This is a genomic window from Pseudolactococcus laudensis, assembly GCF_013449735.1.
Lineage (GTDB): Bacteria > Bacillota > Bacilli > Lactobacillales > Streptococcaceae > Pseudolactococcus > Pseudolactococcus laudensis.
Genome location: NZ_JACBNY010000002.1, coordinates 46,321 through 61,578, shown reverse-complemented (window position 1 = coordinate 61,578; position 15,258 = coordinate 46,321). Strand labels below are relative to the sequence as shown.

The following is a 15,258-nucleotide window of genomic DNA, read 5'->3' as shown; positions in this document are numbered from 1 at the left end:
CTCTGATAGTTTTGTTTGCTTAATTTTCAGGTGTATCGTCTAAAATCCAAGTAAAGTCAGCTATATAGGCTGCTGCTCCAGCAACACCAGCAGGTACCGAGAGTGTCACTGCTGTATTCTTTGTCGCACCGTCCTTACCTCCAAATACTAGTAAATTACTACCTGTCCCTTTTCCTGCTGTTGCACCAATTAGAGTTGCTGACTGTACACTTGGATTTAAGACAGTTGTAACAACTGATTTATCAGCTGGATTTGCTGTTGCATCGCCTTGAATTTCTGCATCATCAAGGGTCACAGTTGCACCCGCTAGTGTGCCATGACCATTGGCCACGAGGTCGTCATTACTTGTCTTAAACTCAGTCATGACGACTTTTAAGTTCCAACCTGTGAATGTTCCACGGGTATCGGATATTTGAATATAGTTCGTTCGGGCAGTTCCATCGCTTAGCATTTGCGGCGCAGCGTGATATATTTCGGTTTTGTTGCTAACATCATTACTACCAAAGTTAAAACTTGAAGCATAAACAATAGTTAGACCAGTGTTTGGTAAAGTCGCACCACCATGACTTGAGCCCACCAGTCCAACTGGTATGACTGGGAGTAGTGGATTTTGTGGATCAACTGGACCAATCAGGTCACTACCGACAAAAAAACTTATCGTACTATCTGACTCATTATTTTGCGTCGTTGTCGCACTAACAACTCGAGGTAGCATTGCAACTGCTAACATTATCAATGCCACTAACGACAATGGTTTGACTGATGCTCTTGACATGGTGCCCTCCTTTCTTAATTGATAGGGCTTGATACCACCAAGGGTTACATATTTGGTTATCGGCATCAAGTCGGCGAATTTGTCGGTAATTCTGCCAATATCCATTTCAAGGTTGTCTGATAAGCCGTTGCATCTTTAGGGCTCACACCAGGTACAAATAAGGTGATATCTGGCGTGAGACCCTCTGATGTTAGGTTAGATTGATCACCCCAACGTACAACCCATGTCCCACCACCAGCACCTGAAGTTGCACTAGCAACTTGTGTTTCTACACCTGGAATCAAACTTTGGAGAGGTTGCGCTGTCGGCGTAGGCTCTCCATTAAGTGATGCCGGAGTAGGATTTTTCAAACTAATGCTCGCGCCTATCAACTCAGGATATTTCTGAGGTCCTGAAACAATTTGTTTGAACTGGCTCACAACTTTAACATTTAATTGCCAACCATTAAATGTGCCTCGTTTGTCTGTAACTTGTGCATAGTTAGGTGTTCGCTCAGTAGAATTAAAATAAACTTGCGCTTTTGCAAAGTAGGTTTGGTCCTGATTTGAGATGGCGTGGGTGCCAAAATCAAAACTTGAGGTGAAATCAATTGTCAGCGCACCATCTCCCCCAGAAATAGGCTTTGAACCATCTGGATTTTTGGGTGTTACAGGTATAGTCGGGTCTGGAGAATTCGGATTTACTGGTAATTGCTGACCACTTCCTGCACCAAATCCCACAACACCTTTTGCATCATATGACTGGTTTACCTCCGCCTTAACTTGAACAACCACAGCAAATGTAATCAGGATGAGCAACCCGTTTAACAAATTTTTTGTTTTCACAGCACCCTCCTTTTTGAACTTCTAGTTTACAACTACGTCGTTAAACTTTTGTACTCAATTTTCATACTTAAATAGATTAAATAAAGGATTTAGTTTTCTGGTGTGTCACTCAATTTCCAGTTCAATGTTGTGGTATAAACTTTAGCTAAGTTGGTACCTGCGACGACTTTGAGCGTGATAGGTGAAGCTGTCGAAACAGCATCTAGGATGAGATGTGCGCCACCATTTTCTTGATAATCTGAATTATCTCCTAAACGATAAGCCCATGTACCCATTCCTTCACCCGCTGCTGCAGCAATAATTTTCGTATCTGCTGTTGAAATGACTTCTTTATTGGTTGCCACATAACTTGGTGTAAAGGAAGTGGTACCTAATGTTTTACCTTTCCAGAAGGTCAATTCTGCACCAGTTAGAACATTACCATCGCCAGTTACAAATTGGTTTGATTCAGCAACAGTCAGAGTCCAACCACTACCTGAACCTCGGTTATCTGTCACTTGAACATAATTGGGACGCGTTTCATCAACTGTCGTACCATCCTTATCCCCACTGATATATTGGGCATGCGCATAGTAAGTCGCATCAAGAGATGAAATCGCTTGTTTACCAAAACTCAGGCTTGAGGCGAAGTCAATAGATAGCGGACCAGCAGTCCCTGTCGCAGGGGTTGTACCATCTGGATTTGTGGGTGTAATAAGATCTGTCGGGCTTAGCGGATCAACTGGTATCACTGTCCCACCAGCCTCAAAGCTCACATAGCCATTTGAATCATAATCACCACCATCAGCACTAGCAGTCATCGCAAAAACTGGGGCGAGGACCAAACCTACTGTCAAAACTGAAACAGATTTCAATAGTCGATTATTCATGAGTCACTCCTTCTAATCATCACTGTGGGATGATAACTTATATGTGTTAAGATGTCGCAGTCGTTTCTCCTGTCCAATCATTACCTGGGACAGCTTGTAAACTCCAATATAGATTTGTTGAATAGGCTGCTGCTTTTTGGACTAAGCCTGCTGGGATAGCTAAACTGATAGCTGATTTTGAGGCAACCTTTGTTTGATCTGTTGGATTATTCGTATCAACTGATGTGGTATCATAAGCATCAATGACACCGAAGCTGTAAAGCCAAGTCCCTGCACCTTTACCAGATGATGCTACGACCAGTTTAGTCGCAACACCTGGTGTCAATGTCCCTGTTGTCGCAACATCAGTTGGTGTCCCATCTGTCATGCCATTCCCACCAATAATTTGTCCACCTGTAAAACTAATGGATGCGCCTGTGAGCGCATAGCCTGGGTCCGACGCTGTACCTGTTGATAAATGTAAATCTGATGCTTGTGTCAAGGTCAAGGTCCAACCAGCTAATTCACCTGACTGGTCCGTGACTTGTGCATAGTTTGGTACCGCTTTCACGTTGCTGTCTTTATCAGTTACCAAATCAGGATGTGCATAGTAAGTTTGAGCTTGAGTAGAAATGGTTTGTGTCCCAAAGTAGAGTGTTGAGCCATAATCAACAGTAATATTGCCACCCGCTCCAGGTGTACCTGGCACTAAGGGTGTTACTGGATTATCTGGATCTGTCGGGTCAAGAGGCGATACAGGTCCTGTTCCTGCCTGTAAAACTAAATTAGCACTCGTCGTAAAATCTCCACCCTTAGTTACAGCTGCGCTTACCGTAGCTGTCCAAACTGTTCCTGCAATTAGAAGTGTTGCAAGTAGTACTGAAGATTTAAGCGCAGAATTTTTCATGATTGATTCCTCCTAAACTTCTAGTCATTAGAAAAATATTTTTTAATGGTACTCTAATAACAGTGCTTGCTATCAATCTTTTCTATATATCTTGTTCCTCCTTATTTTTTCATAAGCAATCACGAAAAGCAGAATCATCCCACCAATTAAACTGGGGATGGCTACTGTAGACCTTATCTCCCCTGTCTTTGGAAAAAAAGTAGCCGTCTTCGATACTGTCGTATTCGGAAACGCCACCGATTCAGGTGCATTCGTATCTTGAGATTTCGGAGGAACACTTGTCTTGTCCGTCTCTAACGGCGCCTCCCAAATACCAGTAAATCCCAGATCTCCTTGTGATGTCGACTCTGTTTCATCCGCCAGCCCAAAACCACTAGGTAACATCAAAAACAATAAAAGTAAGACTAAAACATTCTTCTTGCTCACATCTACCCACCTTTCTGACACATATTTTCTTAGAATCAGGCTATCAGCTTTTTGAAAGAAATATCATTTATTAACTTTATTTCAACACATAAATGGACTTATTTTCTAGAAAATAAACTTACTTACATATTTTTCAAAAAGCACACGCATCCTATGAATCAAGTGTTTTATACCGTATATGTTAAGCTTTTACTCCTTTCAATCAGTTTATATTTACAATTAATACACTAAATTCCACTATGTTATATCTTTAATTTTATTAATAATAAATTACAAAATACCTTATATTAGTTATAACATATTTATGGTTTTATTACAATTAATGTGGTAATAAGCTACCAAAATTTATATTATATATTGATAGATTTTACTGAACTGGAGCACAACACAAGAAAAAGCACCAACAAGACCAACATCATCTCACTAGTGCTACAAAAAACATTAAAAAAACGGAATTAGCTTAAACTAATCCCGTTTTTATAGTGATGATAAGCTTATTATCATCATCGCCAGTCAAATGATTGGCTTATTTATCAGTCAATGAAGCCAAACCTGGCAAGACTTTACCTTCAAGGAGTTCCATTGAAGCGCCGCCACCAGTTGAAATCCATGAGAATTTCTCAGCGTAACCAAGGTTGATAGCTGCTGCTGCTGAGTCACCACCACCGATGATTGATTTAACGCCTGGTTGTTTAACGATTGAATCCATAACGCCGATTGTACCAGCTTGGAAGTCAGGGTTTTCAAATACACCCATTGGTCCGTTCCAGACAACTGTTTTAGCGCCTGTCAATTCAGCGTCAAATTTCGCGATTGATTTAGGACCGATGTCAAGACCAAGGAAGCCAGGATCGATCGCATCGCCTTCAGTATCTTTGATTTCAGTGTAACCAGCAAAAGCATTCGCTTCTTTTGAGTCAACTGGCAAGATCAATTTACCGTCAGCTTTAGCAAGCAATTCTTTAGCGATATCCAATTTGTCAGCTTCAACAAGTGAATCACCAATTTCGATGCCTTGAGCTTTAAGGAAAGTATAAGTCATACCACCACCGATAATTACTTTGTCAGCTTTTGACAAAAGGTTTTCGATGACACCGATTTTATCTGATACTTTTGAACCACCAAGAATGGCAACAAATGGACGAACTGGTGCTTCAACTGCTTCTTGAATGTAAGCAATTTCGTTTTCAAGCAAGAAACCAGCAACTGCTTTATCAACGTTAGCTGAGATACCTACGTTTGAAGCGTGTGCGCGGTGAGCTGTACCGAAAGCGTCGTTGACGAAGATACCATCGCCAAGACCTGCCCAGTATTTACCAAGCTCAGGATCATTTTTAGATTCTTTTTTACCGTCGATATCTTCAAAACGTGTGTTTTCAACAAGCAAGATTTCGCCGTCTTTAAGCGCATCAATTGCAGCTTCGAGTTCAGCACCACGAGTTGTACCAGTAAAGACAACTTCTTTACCCAATTTTTCAGACAAAGCTTTTGCAACTGGTGCAAGAGATTTACCTGCTTTATCAGCTTCTTCTTTTACACGACCAAGGTGAGAAAAAAGAATTGCACGTCCACCTTGTTCAAGGATGTAATTGATTGTTGGTAACGCTGCTGTGATACGGTTATCGTTTGTAATCACGCCGTCTTTCAAAGGTACATTGAAGTCCACACGTACGAGAACTTTTTTACCTGTTAACTCAACGTCTTTTACAGTAAGTTTAGCCATTTGGTTGTTGCCTCCATTAAATTGTATTCTATAAATCTACATAGTACATTATATCACAAAAAGCAGACAGGTGACACATTAAATCACTTTTTCACTCACCTCATCCGCCCCTAATTTTGATAAATGCTGATATGTTCCCTTTGGTGCGTCCCATTAAGCGCGATATCACGAACAGCACTTGCGAAATCTGCCATCGAAATATAGCTTTCCCCAGACGCATTTGCCGTGAAAATGTCGGTGGCTAAGCTGTAAGCCCCCGTTTCAGGGCCAGCCGGGTCAAAGTAGGCTGCAGGTGAAAAGTAAGTATAGTTGAGATCACTTGCTTTGAGTTCAAGGGCTCCGTCACTCATATATTTAGCGACAGGGTAGAAAGGCGCTGTCACATCAACAAGGTCAATCTGACGTTTGGTGCGCGTCGCATCGATATAGAGTGAGCTCGTCCCGCCCACCGCAATGAGACGTGTTTGGCTACCTTCTAGTAAGCTCATCAGATGTCTCATGGCTTGCAAGTGTTGACTTTCCTGACCGTCAGGCGCTCGAAAAGCTTCAATGATGATATCAAATGGCGCAAGATCTGCCTGTGTTAGGGCAAAAATATCCTTTTCGATGACTGGCACGTCAACTTTTAGTCGACTGGCATTTCTAACTAACGCTGTGACATCTGCACCCGCAGCAACTAATTTTTCGGTGATCAAGCTGCCTGCTTGACCTGTTGCACCAATAACTGCGATTTTCATGCTTGTTCCTCTTTCCTTATTAATACTTTGATTTGCCTTCATTGTAACATTTAAAAGATGAATTCGTAAAGAAATTGGTTTTATCCGCGTGAAGACAAAAAAAGCAACCCCAAGGCTGCTTTTTTATCTCTAAACTTTAATGATTAGAATTTTTTACGTTTACGAGCTGCTTCTGATTTACGTTTGCGTTTCACAGAAGGTTTTTCGTAGTGCTCGCGTTTACGAGCTTCTTGAAGTGTTCCAGCTTTTGTTACTGAACGTTTAAAGCGGCGAAGCGCGTCGTCAAGCGATTCGTTTTTACGTACGATTGTTTGTGACATAGGATTTCACCTCTTTTCCGTTTCATAGTTATGCCAAAAGCATACCATTTTAGTTTACCATGTTTCAGATAAAAGTCAAGAGATTTGATAAAATTCGTTAGCACTATCCTGATTGCGAGATTTTAATCTACTCAACATTCATAACCAAATCACCAAGAACACCTTGTTGATTTGCTTCTTCAATCATTTGTTGCGTCAATGTCACACCTGAATCAATTGAAAACTTACCATCTTCTGAGGTTGTTTGATTAACAGTCACCTGACCTGTCAATAGATCTAATATCTTTTGATCAAGCACGAGTGTGTTGTCTGTTTTATCAACTTCATCAGATGCTACTTCTTTAGGATCAACAACGCATTCTTGAGGTGATGAGAATATCATATCTTTTTTATCACCAGTCACTTGGTAGCATTCTGGCATATCAGTCACAATGATAAAATGCTCAGAAAGCGAAATAATTTGTTGACCTGTAAAACTATCATCTGAGTCTAAAATAATTTTCGAAATCTCACCAGTTTTTTCGTTAATTTCGAAATCAACGACCTTACCAACTTTATTGCCAAGGTCCATCAAGACAGGTGTTCCAATCATATCAACCGTACTCTCTAAATGAATTGACTTATCCGAAAAAGGTTTGATTTCATTAGCTGTCAAGACGACGATATAATCATTACCTAAGCCTCTAACTGCTTCAAAATCAATTGCTGTTGGTACATTCATGTTCTGAATCATATTAAATATCAAATATTTAACCCGTCTTGTTTCCGTTGAAACAAAGACTTTTGATGTGATACCAATCACCTTACCTTCTTGAATGCCAACAATTGGCAGCTCGTTTAAGACACTAACTAATTTCATTTTTTCTCCCCAATCTGAGTACTACTAACTATGTAAGTTATCCTTCATTTTTCATCATATGATTAACTTATTTCAGACACGATATTTTTATTTAAATTGACGCAAACTCCCAAAGTACCTTTAGGTTAACAATCATTACCATCGCACCTGACAACAAGTCTACTCATGTTATTTTCATTTAAACAGTCACATATCCTATGTAATTAACAAAATATGATAAAAAAACAATCAACATAATAGATTATACCGTTATTTAATTAAATTACCATGTATTTTTAGGACATTTTTCCCAAAAATCCACTAAAAAATCACTTTTCAAACAACAAATAATAGACTAAAACCGATAGACAGCACGACTTCCCCTTTTATTTGTCATTTTTTTAGAAAAAACTAAATAAAAAAACCATGTAGTATTTTCCTACATGATTGTTTACAATATTATCATGATCAATAACATGAGATAACTTTAGAAATCAGCCACATTATGATAAACTTTTTGAACATCTTCGTCGTCTTCAAGTGCATCGATTAATTTTTCAAAGGTTTCTAAATCGTCGCCAGATAATTCAACTTCACTTTGCGGGATCAATTCAAGCTCTGACACTGTAAATTCAGCTACACCATTTTCACGAAGAGCTTCTAAGGCTTTATGCAAAGCTTCTGGCTCCGTGTAGACAATCACTTGATCTTCTTGTTGCTCAACATCGCGAACATCGATTTCTTTTTCCAAAAGATACTCGAAAATCTCGTCTGCATTATCACCGACAAACCCGATGACCCCAGTATTATCAAACAAGTAAGACACTGAGCCTGAGGCACCAAAGTTCCCACCATTTTTGTTATAAGCCGCACGGACATTAGCAGCCGTCCGGTTAACGTTCGTTGTCAAAGTATCCACGATAACCATTGAGCCGTTAGGACCAAATCCTTCATAACGACCTTCGGTAAAGGTTTCATCACTGCTACCTTTCGCCTTATCAATCGCCTTATCAATAATATGACGCGGCACTTGTGCTTGTTTCGCACGTTCAATCGTAAATTTCAGTTTTGAGTTTGACTCAGGATCTGGATCCCCTTGTTTCGCTGCAGCGTAGATCTCCACACCAAATTTCGCATAAACTTTTGAGTTTGCACCATCTTTAGCAGTTTTCTTTGCAACGATATTCGCCCATTTGCGTCCCATTATTACTCCTTCTTTCGTATCCTTTTAGCATTATTATTATTCTATACTATTTTATCATAATTTCGACATTTGTCAGCTATTGTGTCATTTTCGACACTTTTTTAGCCCATTAACCTATTTCTTTCCCTTGGGCTGCGCCATGCGTCTGCCTAAGCGGTGGCCGACCATAATTTTGCTCAAGAATGGCTTGATTGCCCAGACGATAGATAGCGTCTGCCTGAAGTGTGAGTCTGTCTTGATAGGTTTTACCTACCTTGGTCACGACATCAAAATTTTTCAGATAGCGCTGACCCGCTGCTGAAAAGCCTAGCACATGTGGTTTGAACTGCTCAAAGACTTGTGATTTAGGCACATTGACCAAGATGTAAGTCAACAAACGCCTAACTCGTGCTTTGGTATAGCGCTTCGTCACCACGGCATCCACTAAGGCTTCAAAATCTGTCGCTGTTTTAATGGCACTTTTCAATCTGACAGCCAGCTCATCATTAACCTGGAAAATGTCGGTAAGACGTGCGGAAAGGAGCTGATATTTAAGCAAGGGAAAATAATTCAACCACTGAACTTTAGGCGCTACTTGAAAGCTAGCATAGTCTGGCATAAAGCTTGTTAAATCTTCATCTGCATGCTCACGAATCGCAGTCGCTGAGGCAAATTGTGACAAGGTGTCATCGTGAAAGCCTGCTCCTATCCGCTTGACTGGGTGTAACTGGATGTTTGCCGCGACAGTTGCCACGGCCTTGGTATAGGCTAAGCCTAGGATATGATTGGGTGTATTGCCATCAAATTGAATACCAGCAAAAGTCTGCCACATCTGCTGCATCTTTTGTGGATAAGACAAGTTTTCAGGCAGAGTTTCTAAAAACCTCTGAATCTCTATACTTTTCTCGTGATAAAGCTGACATAGTATGTCATAGTCGACATCATCAGAATCTGTCCCAAAGACCAACTGATTAACACCTAAGTCAGCTAGCATTTGCACCGCATATTGGGCGAAATAGTCAGCCCCCTGAACACTAGCAAAAAATGGTAGCTCGACGATAATGTCCGCACCATTTTTTAAGGCCATTTGGGCACGTGTCCACTTGTCCACAATCGCAGGCTCACCTCGTTGCATCCAATTGCCACTCATGATAACGATTTTCAGACCTGGTGCTTGTGACAACAAGTACTGATGCCCATGATGAAAGGGGTTAAACTCTGCAATGATACCTGAAACTTTAGGTAAGCTCATGACTTATCCTGCCACTTTTCATAAACTTGCATGGCGATGTCAATTTCTTGTTTATGTTGGGCTTTCAGTTCTTCGTTAATTGATTGTTTTTCAACCATTTCAGCCCGTTTTTTCTTGGCAAATTTGGCAGAAATAGCATCCAAAATTTCTCGCATTTGATACCCAGCATTCTCTTGAACATCATCGTCAAACTGATGAGACTGGTCTGTATAAATGACTGACATCTTAGTCCACTCATTCAGGAAGAAGGTATCGATTTCTTGATGAATGTAGGCTGCTAATTCTTCGGGTGTGCTGTCTAACTCTGCTAGAGCTTCACGGCGCTTGGGTGTTGAGACATAGTGTTTAATCGGATCAATTGGCTGCGCGGAAGAAGATTTAGCTTGTTCTCGCATTGCATTGGCTGCTGCTGCCTGACGTCTATTTTGACGACTTGGCCGTCTGACAAACCAACTGACGATGAGGGCTAGAAAAACAACCCCCATTAATTCTTCAGAAATATCGGCTAGAACGACTAAGCCTACGATGACCAAAAGTACTTTTAACCACGTTGGCATTTTTCTTTGTCGTTTATCTTCTGTCAGGTAGACTACCAAGCCTACGACCACGACGATACCTAAATAGAACATAGTATTTCCTTTCATTTAAAAAAGTGTACCAGCTATTAGCCTAATCAAAACGACCATAAACACGATGACAAGTAGCATAGCAAATTATTGCAAGCACCCTAGACTGCCGCCTAGTTGTTTTCGACCGTCGTTATCTTTTTTTTGCATGATACTTCATGATATAGAAGTCTATCGGCGTCATGCTCTTGCTTAATCTTTTCTGGCAACAAAGAACCAACGCGCACTGTCATCTTTTTCTTGTGGTGCAGTATCTTCAAAATCAGCAAAGACTTGGACCGAAACAAAACCTGCATTATCTAGCATGGTCAGGTAATTGTCAATCGTGTAAGTCCGCTCGTCATGGACTTCATCACGGCGCTCAAATTTCCCTTCGCTATCCTTGACAAAGAAGGTTAGTTCATGAGTGATGCTGTGGGCTTTTTCACCTGGAAATGAGTCCCAAATAAAGGCAAAGTCCTCTTCGTTTTCATGATAGGCATAGCCTGGAAAGACATGATCGATCTGATGCACGGAGTGCACATCGAAGATAAAGGTGCCACCCGCATTCAAGGCGTTGAAGACGCCGTCAAAGACTTCTTGCACGGCCTCACGATCAGGCATGTAGCAGATGCTATCGCTATAACAAGTTACGGCATCATAGGTGCCGACGTCACTCAGATCGCGCATGTCGCCTTCAATAAAGCCGATGCCTGTGGATTCGTCTAGCTCGTCAAGCGCTCGGTTGTAAGCGATAGTCAGCATTTCTTCTGACAAATCGAGTCCAGTCACTGCGTAGCCATCTCGCGCAAACTGCACAGAAAGCTTGCCTGTGCCACAAGCAAGCTCTAGTATATCTGTCGTTTCTGACGGTAAATGCCGACGCGAAAAATCATGCCAAGCATCGTATAAGGTATCGTCCATAATCGTGTCATAAACGCGTGCAAATTCTTGATAATTATCCATATTTTCTCACTTCATTAGATGCGACTACGTCGCACCGCTTTCAGTATCATTATGCTGTCAACCACTCGTCTACGTCAATATCTGGAGCGTCGTGCCAAAGTTTTTCAAGGCTATACGTCAGGCGTGAATCGTGGGTCATGACATTGATAACCACGTCGATCAAGTCAATTAAGACCCAACCGTCTGCGCCAACGCCTTCAACACCGTGAATTTCACCACCATTTTTCTTAATAGCTTCTGTGATATTGTCAACAATCGCATCAATTTGACGCGCATTCATCGCTTCCATCACGACAAGCGTATCCATCACACCGCTCACTTCGCGCATATCTAAAGCAACAATATTGAGGGCTTTTTTATCATCTGCAGCTTTCACTGCGGTTTGTAGTACATTTTGAATTGTCATATTTTCTTATCTTTCTATTTTTCCGTTTGAATCAAAGCGCCATGAGGCGATACCATGGTAAACAAAAGGCGTGCGTGCGAGGAAAAAGCGCCGATTACTGAACACTTCAGCACCCGTGCCATTACCCGCAAAGTTGCCCATAGCATCATAAACATGGCGGTAATTTATCAGTTTAAGTTCTCGTTCTTGGGGCATGTCGGCTAACAGCTGACATGGATCGGGCGCATTATATACCGTGGCACCAGGCCTCTGTCTACAAGCGACGTATAAAGCCAGAAATCCACCAAGTGAATGACCTGTCAGCGTGATAATTCTATCAGGATATTCAGCTTGGACTGCCTGATAAAAATTTTTCAGCTTTTTGATGTTGCTGGCTATTTTCTGAACTAGGCAGATTTTGCTTGGCGACAATCGTCGTCATATCCATCTTCAAATCCCTAGCATCAAGGGGATTCGTGCCAGCATAAGCTATGACGAGTTGCGTTTGACTGACTTGTACAGCCATGGCTTGCAAACCCGTTGCCTCATCATCAATTGTTTGAACGACTTGAAATCTGTCATCTAAACAATCCCCAGCACGAATCGGCTCAAAATGGTCTTGCGTAGCCATCTGATCATCGACATAGTAAGCAAAATCACTGAGAAAGTTATAGTCGAAATCAGTGACTAAATAACTTTCTGGCATCCCCCAAATCTGGGCATGTCTACGAACGATAAATCGTTCATCAGAGAGTTGTCTCACCGCAAAATAAACGTCCTGGGAACTTCTGATATGCTTGTAGCCATAGACTGAGCCACGATGAAAATTGCCAAAAGTAACCCTTGCATCATTTTTTAGATAAGCTAGGAACTGTCGCTTGCGTCTGTCCATCAAAAGCGCTTGATAGATACCTTGAGCGCCATTGATTGCTAGAAAACCAGCAGTAAAGCCCACAAGTAGACGTTTTTTGGTTCTATTTGAGTTGGTCAACATAGGCATTATAGGTTAAAATCGTTTGCGGATAGATTCTGACGTGCTTGCTAGTTAGAAATGCGACCGTGTGCACTGTTTCATAGGCAACCGCAGCATCCAGATCCTGCTCGTATGCAAGATGACGTGCGGCATCAACACCCTCGAAAGCGCGGCCTTCTTCAACATAATCTGCCACATACAAAATCTTATCTAGCAAAGTCATAGCCGCACTACCAACTGTATGAATCTCAATCGCACGGATAATCTCAGGGTCAGTCAATCCCAAGTCTTCCTGAATTTTATAAATACCAACGAGACCGTGCCAAACATTATTATTCCAGTTGAGAAGGTCTGGGTCTAGCTGATATTTTTCAATCAGCTGGATAAAGGTTGCATCCGTTTCTTCTTTCGCATAATCATGTAGAAGTCCCGCTAATTCTGCTTTTCTAGGTTCAGAATATCCCCAGCGTTCAGCTAATTTAAGCGCGGACTTAGCAACATTTTGCACATGCCGAAAGCGTTTCTCAGACATGTTAGCTGAAATTTTATCAAATAATTCAACTCGTGTCAGCCCAACTTCTGGATAAAACTCAAAGGCCATACAATCCTCTCTCCTTAATCACATCAAGCACCGCATCTGGCATCAAAAACTTAGGCTCAATACCTTGACGCATCATGTCTCGCAGATGTTTAGACGAAATATCCATCTGTGGCACATCCACCCATAAAATAGGTAACGACGTCCCCGTTCTGAATTTCGGGCGCTGCACACCCACAAGTTGTACCAGTTGCGCCAATTCTGACGCATTTTCCAACTGAGACAATCTACCAATCTCATCACTGCCTGCAATCAAGTAAAAGTCTGTATCTGGGTTATTAGCGATGAGGGTTTTCAGCGTTTCAATAAGGGGCTGCCTCGTGCGATTAAGCCGCGCCATGTCGATACCAAAGCCCGGATGTCCTTGCAAACCGCGCGCTAAAAGGCTGATAATCGTCCCATTTTCATCGTCATATTCAGGCATGAATAAAACGCGCTCGAGATTGAGCTCTCGCCACACCTGGTCCGCAATCACCAAATGCGCCAGATGAATCGGGGCAAATTTCCCGACAAAAAGGCCAATTTGGCGACGACTACCCGTTTTTTGCGGTTCAAGTTCAACTTTCGTATAAGGTGTGAGAAGTTCAATTCCCATCGATAACTCCTTTTTTGCTTGCGACGGAACATGCGTGAGACGTGTTGTTGATATGTGAGCCTTACGGCCACCTAAAAAGTTAGGCTTACAACTCTTTGACTTTGAGGGAGAGCTTGCGATTTTCGCGTTTTTCAGCTACTTTAAAGACGACTAAAATGCGACCAATAGTTTGGACCACATCAAATGACATTTCTTCAATTTCTTCTGCTACATCCTGAATGTCAGCATCAGAGTTTTGTAGAATCGCCACTTTGATTAATTCACGGGCATCTAATGCCTTACGAATACTCGTCTTGATTTCATTAGTTAAACCACCTTTACCAATTTGGACAATCGGTGTCAAATGGTGCGCTTCAGCGCGTAGATATCGTTTTTGTTTTCCTGTTAATGCCATAATTATCTTTCTATATTTAGCGTTAGACACTGTAAATAATCAGTCTAACCGCTTGTGTGCTGTCGATTCAAAATTTTAAATCTCTAAGTTTAATTTTACCATAATTTAGAGGAAACAAAAAGGAAGGAATCGCACCTTCCTTGTTATTTATCAGAGTTGACGGCTTTTTCTTTAGACTTCTTGTCAAATAACTAAAATGCCTAGCCGTTTTTTACCCATTTACTTATTTCTCAGTGCCACGTAATTTATTCAAGGCATCAGCTGCTGAATTGATTGTCGTTTGTGCTGCCATCAACGACTGTGTATATTCTTTGTTAAACTTATCCACGGTTTCATTCTGGTTTAACTTAATTGTCTGTACATCTGTTAACATGTTCAAGCTTATCTTGATATTTTCTTTAATCGCTGCGACATAATCACCATATGCTTTAGGTAAAGTGTCCAGTTTGGCTTTTGGTGCTGCCGCATCAATTGCTTTCAAATAGCCTGCACCATTAGCGAGCAAAGCGTCGATTTTTACTTTTTTGCTATTGATAATTTCTTGGCCTTTTTCAGGTGTTAAATCACCTGATGCACCCCATTCATTAATCATTGACGTCGTCAATTGATTGGCTTCAAGACTATAATTTTGATAATTTTGATTGCCGTTGATCTCATCCATGACAGCTATTATCGTGTCAGTTTTAGGCGTCTTGACGGTCAATGCTGCATACATAAAAGCACCTAGACTTGCGACCACAACTAAGAGCGCAACCAGAAATTTAATTAACTCATGTTTCTTATTTTTGCCCGCAACTAATTGAACTAAAAAAACAAACATGACAACCACGCCAACTGCTGCAACCCCAAGACCAATATAGGCTAGTGGATTTTCCTGAAATAACAATTTCATCTTATTCATCATTTTCC

20 protein-coding genes are annotated in these 15,258 nt (G+C 41.3%); all 20 read right to left on the bottom strand.

Translation table 11 applies throughout. The annotated features are described in order from the left end of the window. Positions 1 to 19: 19 nt before the first annotated feature. The gene (locus HZR21_RS02010; protein ID WP_180745979.1) at positions 20 to 775 is read right to left on the bottom strand and encodes a WxL domain-containing protein; all 756 of its coding nucleotides are present in this window, start codon (positions 773 to 775) and stop codon (positions 20 to 22) included. A 65-nt stretch (positions 776 to 840) separates the two neighbouring features. Beyond that, positions 841 to 1,599, bottom strand: a complete 759-nt coding sequence (locus HZR21_RS02005; protein WP_310592552.1) for a WxL domain-containing protein — start codon at positions 1,597 to 1,599, stop codon at positions 841 to 843. Positions 1,600 to 1,688: 89 nt separating this feature from the next. Further along, complete coding sequence (locus HZR21_RS02000) at positions 1,689 to 2,468, bottom strand: WxL domain-containing protein (RefSeq protein ID WP_180745978.1); 780 nt, start codon at positions 2,466 to 2,468, stop codon at positions 1,689 to 1,691. Positions 2,469 to 2,514: 46 nt separating this feature from the next. Continuing rightward, complete coding sequence (locus HZR21_RS01995; protein WP_180745976.1) at positions 2,515 to 3,354, bottom strand: WxL domain-containing protein; 840 nt, start codon at positions 3,352 to 3,354, stop codon at positions 2,515 to 2,517. A 72-nt stretch (positions 3,355 to 3,426) separates the two neighbouring features. Next, complete coding sequence (locus tag HZR21_RS01990) at positions 3,427 to 3,780, bottom strand: hypothetical protein (protein WP_180745974.1); 354 nt, start codon at positions 3,778 to 3,780, stop codon at positions 3,427 to 3,429. 526 nt (positions 3,781 to 4,306) lie between these two features. After that, positions 4,307 to 5,503, bottom strand: coding sequence for a phosphoglycerate kinase (locus HZR21_RS01985; RefSeq protein WP_180745972.1), 1,197 nt, complete (start codon positions 5,501 to 5,503; stop codon positions 4,307 to 4,309). A 110-nt stretch (positions 5,504 to 5,613) separates the two neighbouring features. Continuing rightward, positions 5,614 to 6,240 carry an NAD(P)-dependent oxidoreductase gene (locus HZR21_RS01980; RefSeq protein WP_180745970.1) on the bottom strand — a complete coding sequence of 209 codons (627 nt, stop codon included), beginning with the start codon at positions 6,238 to 6,240 and terminating at the stop codon, positions 5,614 to 5,616. Between the two features lie 143 nt (positions 6,241 to 6,383). Further along, positions 6,384 to 6,560 carry a 30S ribosomal protein S21 gene (gene rpsU, locus HZR21_RS01975; RefSeq protein WP_003137442.1) on the bottom strand — a complete coding sequence of 59 codons (177 nt, stop codon included), beginning with the start codon at positions 6,558 to 6,560 and terminating at the stop codon, positions 6,384 to 6,386. 127 nt (positions 6,561 to 6,687) lie between these two features. After that, positions 6,688 to 7,419 carry a PRC-barrel domain-containing protein gene (locus HZR21_RS01970; RefSeq protein ID WP_180745968.1) on the bottom strand — a complete coding sequence of 244 codons (732 nt, stop codon included), beginning with the start codon at positions 7,417 to 7,419 and terminating at the stop codon, positions 6,688 to 6,690. A gap of 466 nt (positions 7,420 to 7,885) precedes the next feature. Beyond that, complete coding sequence (locus HZR21_RS01965; RefSeq protein ID WP_180745966.1) at positions 7,886 to 8,602, bottom strand: YebC/PmpR family DNA-binding transcriptional regulator; 717 nt, start codon at positions 8,600 to 8,602, stop codon at positions 7,886 to 7,888. Positions 8,603 to 8,711: 109 nt separating this feature from the next. After that, complete coding sequence (locus HZR21_RS01960) at positions 8,712 to 9,833, bottom strand: nucleotidyltransferase (protein ID WP_180745964.1); 1,122 nt, start codon at positions 9,831 to 9,833, stop codon at positions 8,712 to 8,714. Beyond that, complete coding sequence (locus HZR21_RS01955; protein WP_180745962.1) at positions 9,830 to 10,477, bottom strand: hypothetical protein; 648 nt, start codon at positions 10,475 to 10,477, stop codon at positions 9,830 to 9,832. Before HZR21_RS01955 ends, HZR21_RS01960 begins: the two co-directional genes overlap by 4 nt. 174 nt (positions 10,478 to 10,651) lie before the next feature. Then, positions 10,652 to 11,404 carry a class I SAM-dependent DNA methyltransferase gene (locus HZR21_RS01950; RefSeq protein ID WP_180745960.1) on the bottom strand — a complete coding sequence of 251 codons (753 nt, stop codon included), beginning with the start codon at positions 11,402 to 11,404 and terminating at the stop codon, positions 10,652 to 10,654. 49 nt (positions 11,405 to 11,453) lie between these two features. Beyond that, positions 11,454 to 11,810, bottom strand: coding sequence for a ribosome silencing factor (gene rsfS, locus HZR21_RS01945; RefSeq protein ID WP_003139976.1), 357 nt, complete (start codon positions 11,808 to 11,810; stop codon positions 11,454 to 11,456). A gap of 6 nt (positions 11,811 to 11,816) precedes the next feature. After that, a complete protein-coding gene (locus HZR21_RS11690; RefSeq protein ID WP_246307774.1) occupies positions 11,817 to 12,005 on the bottom strand; it encodes a hypothetical protein in 189 nt (62 codons plus the stop codon). Positions 12,006 to 12,135: 130 nt separating this feature from the next. Beyond that, complete coding sequence (locus tag HZR21_RS01935; RefSeq protein WP_180745956.1) at positions 12,136 to 12,789, bottom strand: hypothetical protein; 654 nt, start codon at positions 12,787 to 12,789, stop codon at positions 12,136 to 12,138. Then, positions 12,764 to 13,363, bottom strand: a complete 600-nt coding sequence (gene yqeK / locus HZR21_RS01930) for a bis(5'-nucleosyl)-tetraphosphatase (symmetrical) YqeK (RefSeq protein ID WP_180745954.1) — start codon at positions 13,361 to 13,363, stop codon at positions 12,764 to 12,766. Before yqeK ends, HZR21_RS01935 begins: the two co-directional genes overlap by 26 nt. Further along, positions 13,353 to 13,955: a nicotinate-nicotinamide nucleotide adenylyltransferase gene (locus HZR21_RS01925; protein ID WP_003139981.1), complete on the bottom strand. Its 603-nt coding sequence runs from the start codon at positions 13,953 to 13,955 to the stop codon at positions 13,353 to 13,355. Before HZR21_RS01925 ends, yqeK begins: the two co-directional genes overlap by 11 nt. 85 nt (positions 13,956 to 14,040) lie before the next feature. Continuing rightward, positions 14,041 to 14,349: a ribosome assembly RNA-binding protein YhbY gene (gene yhbY, locus HZR21_RS01920; protein WP_003139983.1), complete on the bottom strand. Its 309-nt coding sequence runs from the start codon at positions 14,347 to 14,349 to the stop codon at positions 14,041 to 14,043. Positions 14,350 to 14,572: 223 nt separating this feature from the next. Next, the gene (locus tag HZR21_RS01915) at positions 14,573 to 15,250 is read right to left on the bottom strand and encodes a hypothetical protein (protein ID WP_180745952.1); all 678 of its coding nucleotides are present in this window, start codon (positions 15,248 to 15,250) and stop codon (positions 14,573 to 14,575) included. Positions 15,251 to 15,258 lie beyond the last annotated feature (8 nt).

Bases quoted from the DNA above. Each gene is read 5' to 3' on its own strand.
- HZR21_RS02010 (WP_180745979.1), bottom strand. From the start codon at position 775: ATGTCAAGAGCATCAGTCAAACCATTGTCGTTAGTGGCATTGATAATG.
- HZR21_RS02000 (WP_180745978.1), bottom strand. From the start codon at position 2,468: ATGAATAATCGACTATTGAAATCTGTTTCAGTTTTGACAGTAGGTTTG.
- HZR21_RS01995 (WP_180745976.1), bottom strand. From the start codon at position 3,354: ATGAAAAATTCTGCGCTTAAATCTTCAGTACTACTTGCAACACTTCTA.
- HZR21_RS01985 (WP_180745972.1), bottom strand. From the start codon at position 5,503: ATGGCTAAACTTACTGTAAAAGACGTTGAGTTAACAGGTAAAAAAGTT.
- HZR21_RS01980 (WP_180745970.1), bottom strand. From the start codon at position 6,240: ATGAAAATCGCAGTTATTGGTGCAACAGGTCAAGCAGGCAGCTTGATC.
- rpsU (WP_003137442.1), bottom strand. From the start codon at position 6,560: ATGTCACAAACAATCGTACGTAAAAACGAATCGCTTGACGACGCGCTT.
- HZR21_RS01970 (WP_180745968.1), bottom strand. From the start codon at position 7,419: ATGAAATTAGTTAGTGTCTTAAACGAGCTGCCAATTGTTGGCATTCAA.
- HZR21_RS01965 (WP_180745966.1), bottom strand. From the start codon at position 8,602: ATGGGACGCAAATGGGCGAATATCGTTGCAAAGAAAACTGCTAAAGAT.
- HZR21_RS01960 (WP_180745964.1), bottom strand. From the start codon at position 9,833: ATGAGCTTACCTAAAGTTTCAGGTATCATTGCAGAGTTTAACCCCTTT.
- HZR21_RS01955 (WP_180745962.1), bottom strand. From the start codon at position 10,477: ATGAAAGGAAATACTATGTTCTATTTAGGTATCGTCGTGGTCGTAGGC.
- HZR21_RS01950 (WP_180745960.1), bottom strand. From the start codon at position 11,404: ATGGATAATTATCAAGAATTTGCACGCGTTTATGACACGATTATGGAC.
- rsfS (WP_003139976.1), bottom strand. From the start codon at position 11,810: ATGACAATTCAAAATGTACTACAAACCGCAGTGAAAGCTGCAGATGAT.
- HZR21_RS11690 (WP_246307774.1), bottom strand. From the start codon at position 12,005: ATGCCCCAAGAACGAGAACTTAAACTGATAAATTACCGCCATGTTTAT.
- HZR21_RS01935 (WP_180745956.1), bottom strand. From the start codon at position 12,789: ATGCCTATGTTGACCAACTCAAATAGAACCAAAAAACGTCTACTTGTG.
- yqeK (WP_180745954.1), bottom strand. From the start codon at position 13,363: ATGGCCTTTGAGTTTTATCCAGAAGTTGGGCTGACACGAGTTGAATTA.
- HZR21_RS01925 (WP_003139981.1), bottom strand. From the start codon at position 13,955: ATGGGAATTGAACTTCTCACACCTTATACGAAAGTTGAACTTGAACCG.
- yhbY (WP_003139983.1), bottom strand. From the start codon at position 14,349: ATGGCATTAACAGGAAAACAAAAACGATATCTACGCGCTGAAGCGCAC.
- HZR21_RS01915 (WP_180745952.1), bottom strand. From the start codon at position 15,250: ATGAATAAGATGAAATTGTTATTTCAGGAAAATCCACTAGCCTATATT.